The organism is Marinobacter bryozoorum (assembly GCF_023156245.1).
Lineage (GTDB): Bacteria > Pseudomonadota > Gammaproteobacteria > Pseudomonadales > Oleiphilaceae > Marinobacter > Marinobacter bryozoorum.
Map to the genome: position 1 here is coordinate 1 of NZ_JAKZAH010000074.1, position 5,619 is coordinate 5,619.

The following is a 5,619-nucleotide window of genomic DNA, read 5'->3' on the forward strand; positions in this document are numbered from 1 at the left end:
CTGCCAGCAAACCCGTTCCAGACGCCATTACAGAGAATGGTTGCAAGCTAATGTTCCACACAAAACGGAAGAGACCCCAATAAATTGGCCGCCCGTAGCTTTGGTCGCAAAGCGAACATTCAGACGCACCTTATTGCGACCACATTCCTAGCCTCCCACGGCGCTCGGTACAAGCTTGGAAGTTAACCCTGCGGATGAGTCCCCAAGCACCATTTAGCTGCTGAAAAGACATCCAGCCCCGTGAGCACGCGGGGCTGGATGTTGCTACGTTTATCTAATGGTTAATCACAACATCTTCTTCAACTGACCGTAGTCTCCTCCAGTACGCAGTACCAGAGTGATGTCGTTGTCGTTCCGATTTCTGAAGAACCAGCCGTGATTGCCGGTAAAGGCTGCTTCCAACTCGCCCTCGTCTTCAGGCACGCCCCGGCCTTTTTCGTAGGAAATTGACTGACCACTTCCATCACCATGGGTATCGAAGTTGATCGGGCCACCCTCTGATACCCAGGAGAATCGGGCTGTAGCGCCTTCCTCCATAGTAAGTTTGAACTCTGTGCCTTCTCCCGGTGTGAGAACCACGCGCACTTCATCCTGCCACTGCGGTTCCACAACTTCTGGTGCAGGCGCAGGTTCTGGCTCGGCAGGTGCAACCTCTGCTTCAGGTGAGGGAGCTGGCTCCTCAACGGCTTCAGCCACGACAGGCTCTTTGACTTCCGGGGCCTCTCGCTCAGTTGAGGATTGAACAGCAACCATCTGAGCAGCCTCGTCAGCAGCAGCCTCTTCGGCGAGCTGCTCCTTGATTTCGCCCATTTCAGTCAGGCCCAAAAGGCGACCTGCGCCGGTTGGGTCCAGGGCATACTCGGCGGGCATGACCACGGTTACAAGCAGAACCAACGCCACAATTGCCGCAATGATGGTTGATCGAACCAGCTTGGCAGTGCTGGGCAGTTCTTCACGGTTGGGAATATCGGTGTTGTACATAAAAAATCTCCAGAATCAGGCGACGAAGTAACCGGTGAGCTGATAGGCAAAGAGCAGAAAACCTGCACTCATCATGGCCACGTTGGCGGTGTAGGCATGGCGGAAAAATCCGTCGGTTTTTCGCCAGAAGCTGATGACAATCAGGATCATGGCCAGGGCGATCAATTGTCCGATTTCCACGCCCACATTGAAGGCGAGGAGGTTCGGAATCAGGCCGTCCTGTGAGATGTCGTATTCGATGATCTTGGTGGACAGACCAAAGCCATGGAAGAACCCGAAAATCAACGTGGCGGCTTTGGTGTTGGGCTGGAAACCAAACCACCGCTGATAGGCACCGATGTTGTCCAGTGCCTTGTAGACGATGGACAGACCGATAATCGCATCAATGATGTAACTATTGATGCCCACGTTGAAGTAAACCCCCAGCAGCATCGTGGTGGAATGCCCCAAGGCAAACAGGCTCACGTAGATCGCGATGTGCTTCATCTGGTAGAGGAAGAAAATGACACCCAGCAGGAACAGCAGGTGGTCATATCCGGTGACCATGTGTTTGGCCCCCAGATAGATGAACGAAATAAGGTTTATCCCGGTAATTTCCTGGATGTACCCCTTGTCGCCCTGGGCGACGGCATGAGCGAGTACATCGGTACTCAGACCCAGCAAGCCCAAAGTTAGAAATATCCAGAGTAGACGATTGCCTGTGCCCGTTGAGGACACACCACGGCATCGGCCAGGCAAGCTTGACAACATAAAGACTCCAATCGAATTTGTTTTCTCGGGCCGCGTAAGCGGCAAGAATCAAGTGGAAAGGGAGGCTTTTGGAGGGCGTTCAAGCCGATAACGCAAACTGCGGGGAGAACCTCCGGCAAAGGGTACGGGCTGCCGGAGAACGGTCAGGCTTTGGGAAACAAACGGAACCCTGAGGTGGTCCACGGTCTCGTGGGTATGATTGCCAGCATCATGATGCATTGATGATGTCTCTGGCTCTTTGTCAAAATCGTGGGTGTGTCCATGCGCACCATGATTGGCTGGATGGCCGTCAGACTGCGATTCCCACTCGCCTGCCAAGTTGGCCACACCGTGAGAGAATGACTCGCCAATCACCGACAGTGACAGGCCCGCCAATGCCAAGAGCATGACGAGCGTCGGAAGCAGTTTTCTCTGGTGAATGGCCGAAATCATCAATCTAATGCGTCGAGTCTGTGGTTGGATTTCAACGAAAACAGAGGATACCATCCCCCCATGGGGGATAGGAATTAAACATGGTAAATGATCACACGCATCAATCTCACCCGAACATTATCAAACGTCTTAAGCGGGCTAACGGCCATCTGGAAAGCGTGATTGGCATGATTGATCAGGGAAAACCCTGCCTGGAACTGGCCCAGCAACTTCACGCCGTGGAAAAGGCCATTCAACAGGCCAAACGCGTGCTAGTACAGGACCACATTGAGCATTGCCTCGACGATGCTATCGGGCCGCTGGAGCCAGACCAGCAGCGGCGTGTCGATGAATTCAAGGCAATTGCCCGGTATCTCTGACCTGATTGCTTTTCAACCCGCGCTCTCCCCGTTAATCACACCGGAGAGGCTCCACCGTCACGTGAACCAGGGACTGGCAGTGTGCCTGAATGCGCTCCTTATAGACTGTAGGCGACTCGGGCTGATGCGAGACCACTGAGACAATAGCCGCATGAATGTTTGGGCCTATCGCCCACACATGCAGATCACTGACTTTGGCATCGTCGTCTTCGACGGCCTGTTTAACAGCTTCCTCCATGTCCTGATGTTGCTCGTCGAGGAGGACCTTTGAGGTGTCTTTCAGCAGATGCCAGGACCAACGGGTTACCAGAATCGCACCGACAATCCCCATCATCGGGTCCATCCAGTTCCACCCGGCATATTTACCCGCCAGAAGAGCAACAATAGCAAGGACTGACGTCAGCGCATCCGCAAGTACATGCAGGTAAGCGGCCCGGCGGTTGTGGTCATGGTGATGATGGTGGTGACCGTGATCATGGCCGTGACTGTGACCATGATCATGGCCTGCATCCCCCAGTATCCAAGCTGACACCCCGTTGACCACCAGGCCAATTATGGCCACAAAAATAGCCCCATCGAAAGAAATGGCGACGGGCTGGATAAAACGCCCCACGCTCTCGATGACCATGTAGAGCGCAAAGGCAGCCAGCAGGATTGCACCGGTAAAGCCACCCAGCGCGTTGACCTTTCCTGTTCCGAAAGAGAAACGGTCGTTGCCCGCGTTTTTCCTGGCATACGCGTAGGCGAAGGCCGCAATGCCCAGAGCCACTGCGTGGGACCCCATATGCAGGCCATCGGCCAGCAACGCCATGGAGCCATAAACGATTCCGGCCAGAATTTCCCAGACCATCATCGCCAGTGTCAGGCCCACCACGATGAGTGTGCGGGTTTCGCCAGAGCGCTTCTGATCCTGACCAAACACGTGATTGTGTTGCCAATGGTCGAGTCGTTCATGGTGCATAACAGTGTTCCCGGCAAGGCTGATGATCGGTATGCCTGAGGGCAGAGTCCCGCTTTTGACCTATCCCCCCTGGGGGGATAGCATGGAAATGCTACTGTAGTCAGATTTCTACCACAACCTTTCCGTTTCTGACGCTGTCACTGGTGGAGCCATGCTTGATATTCTGAAACACCGAACCTATCGCCATTTGTTCCTGGCCCAGGTGGTTGCATTGCTGGGTACGGGGCTGGCGACGGTGGCCTTGAGTCTGCTGGCATTCGATCTGGCCGGAGACGAGGCGGGACAGGTGCTCGGCACCGCCATGGCTATCAAGATGGTCGCTTATGTCTTGATAGCCCCCCTGGCATCAGCTCTGGCGGAGAACATACCCCGTCGTGCTCTGCTGGTCTCTCTGGATGTGATTCGAGCGGCGACGGCGCTGGCTTTGCCTTTCGTCACCGAAGTATACGAAGTTTACGTGCTAATCGCGGTTCTTCAGTCCGCATCGGCGGCCTTTACACCAACCTTCCAGTCTACGATTCCGGAGACTCTCCCAGACGAAGACGATTACACCAAGGCACTGTCGCTTTCCCGGCTGGCTTACGATCTGGAAAACCTGATCAGCCCTGCGCTCGCGGCGTTGATTCTGCTTGCTACCAGCTGGCAGGCATTGTTCTCGGGCACGGTAATAGGTTTTATCGCATCAGCCTTGCTCGTGGTGTCCGTTGCTTTGCCCTCCGGGGCCAAATCGGAAAAACGTCGCGGCGTGTATGATCGAGCACGGGCCGGATTCAGAATTTTCATGGCAACTCCTCGCCTGCGCGGGGTAATGTCGCTGAACCTGGTTGTCAGTCTTGCGGGAGCCATGGTGATCGTGAACACGGTGGTGCTGGTGCAGGGACAATTCGGCCTTACCGACCAGCATACGGCTATGGCTTTTGCCGCGTTTGGTGGCGGTTCCATGTTGGCGGCATTGGCGTTACCAGCTCTACTGAAACGCTGGCAGGACCGGCAAGTTATGCTCACAGGAGGTGGGATTCTGGTTGCCGGGTTGGTTCTAGCGCTGCCGGTAGGCTCTCTGGAATGGCTGTTACCCGTATGGGCATGGTTAGGCGTTGGTTTTTCCACCGTTCAAACGCCCATCGGCAGGGTCCTTACGAGGTCGTCGCATGCTGAAGACCGGCCAGCTCTGTTCGCTGCCCAGTTCTCTTTATCGCATGCCGGATGGCTGATCGCGTATCCATTAGCTGGTTGGCTGGGCTCTTCTGCGGGAATGACTATCACTCTATTGATACTTCTGGGGTTTGCTCTCGGCGGGCTGATCCTTGCCGTGAAGTTATGGCCATCTGTTGATCCGTCAGAACGTTCGCACCACCACGACGATCTTCCAAGTGACCACCCTCATATCGCAAGTGATTCCAACTCCAGTGTCCACAGTCACAACTACGTCATTGATAGCTTGCATCCCAAATGGCCAGATTGAGTTTTGCAGTTACCGCTTAGAAAACTTCAATGGCCGCCACCTCTGGAATGGGGGGGAATGCAGGGGCGTTTCTTAGGCAACTCGGGGGAATTAAATCCAGAAATTTGGGATGCTGCGAACGTTCGCTTTTGTTTAATGAGCTGATTTCGAGGTATTTGACGACCCGCGATGATCGTTTAAGATGAAGTTGCGGTACAGGGAGAGGTCCCGATGGCCGCGACCGGCGATGAGGGGGCGTGCCATTAATGGCTAACCCCCGAATCCCTCTCTTCCAGCAACTCCCTCAAGAAACTCGCCCGCCTGGTGGCATTGCTTACCGATTTTACGATGGACGCAAAATCACTAGTCTGCCCGACAATGTGTATCTCTGCCTCGGCACGGGTAATCGCCGTGTAAAGCCACGCACGGTCTGAGATGCGTCCCTTCTGGACTGCCACGATGATTCTCGGGAACTGGCTTCCTTGAGCCTTGTGGAGTGTGATCCCGTAACCAAGCTCCATGCAATCGAAGACCTCATCCGTAATTGAAATGGCTTCGCCGGTATCCAGTGTCACGACACCAAATGTTTCCTGGCCGTCCTGGGTGCCGCGCTCTGTGGAGGATAATACGCCAAGAGACCCATTCTGAATGCCTATGTTGTAGTTGTTCCTGGTGAAGAGGATCGGGTCGCCCAC

At 54.7% G+C, this 5,619-nt stretch carries 6 protein-coding genes; 2 read left to right on the forward strand and 4 right to left on the reverse strand.

Going from position 1 to position 5,619, the window contains the following annotated elements:
• Nucleotides 1–285: 285 nt before the first annotated feature.
• Together MLC59_RS19305 and MLC59_RS19310 are read right to left on the reverse strand one after the other, a co-directional pair.
• Nucleotides 286–981, reverse strand: a complete 696-nt coding sequence (locus tag MLC59_RS19305) for a hypothetical protein (protein WP_153740613.1) — start codon at nt 979–981, stop codon at nt 286–288.
• Nucleotides 982–996: 15 nt separating this feature from the next.
• Complete coding sequence (locus MLC59_RS19310; RefSeq protein ID WP_248237236.1) at nt 997–1,731, reverse strand: HupE/UreJ family protein; 735 nt, start codon at nt 1,729–1,731, stop codon at nt 997–999.
• A 512-nt stretch (nt 1,732–2,243) separates the two neighbouring features.
• On the opposite strand from MLC59_RS19310, the gene MLC59_RS19315 reads away from it, so the two are divergent.
• A complete protein-coding gene (locus tag MLC59_RS19315; protein ID WP_153740610.1) occupies nt 2,244–2,522 on the forward strand; it encodes a metal-sensing transcriptional repressor in 279 nt (92 codons plus the stop codon).
• Between the two features lie 31 nt (nt 2,523–2,553).
• Here the strand turns inward: MLC59_RS19315 and dmeF are convergent, their stop codons facing one another.
• Nucleotides 2,554–3,483: a CDF family Co(II)/Ni(II) efflux transporter DmeF gene (gene dmeF, locus MLC59_RS19320; RefSeq protein WP_248237237.1), complete on the reverse strand. Its 930-nt coding sequence runs from the start codon at nt 3,481–3,483 to the stop codon at nt 2,554–2,556.
• A 151-nt stretch (nt 3,484–3,634) separates the two neighbouring features.
• Here dmeF and MLC59_RS19325 point away from each other — a divergent pair, with 151 nt between their 5' ends.
• Nucleotides 3,635–4,945, forward strand: a complete 1,311-nt coding sequence (locus MLC59_RS19325; protein WP_248237238.1) for an MFS transporter — start codon at nt 3,635–3,637, stop codon at nt 4,943–4,945.
• 242 nt (nt 4,946–5,187) lie between these two features.
• On the opposite strand, the gene MLC59_RS19330 is transcribed toward MLC59_RS19325, so the two are convergent.
• Nucleotides 5,188–5,619, reverse strand: a 432-nt coding sequence (locus tag MLC59_RS19330) for an ATP-dependent DNA helicase (RefSeq protein ID WP_248237239.1), incomplete at its 5' end; no start/stop codon positions are given.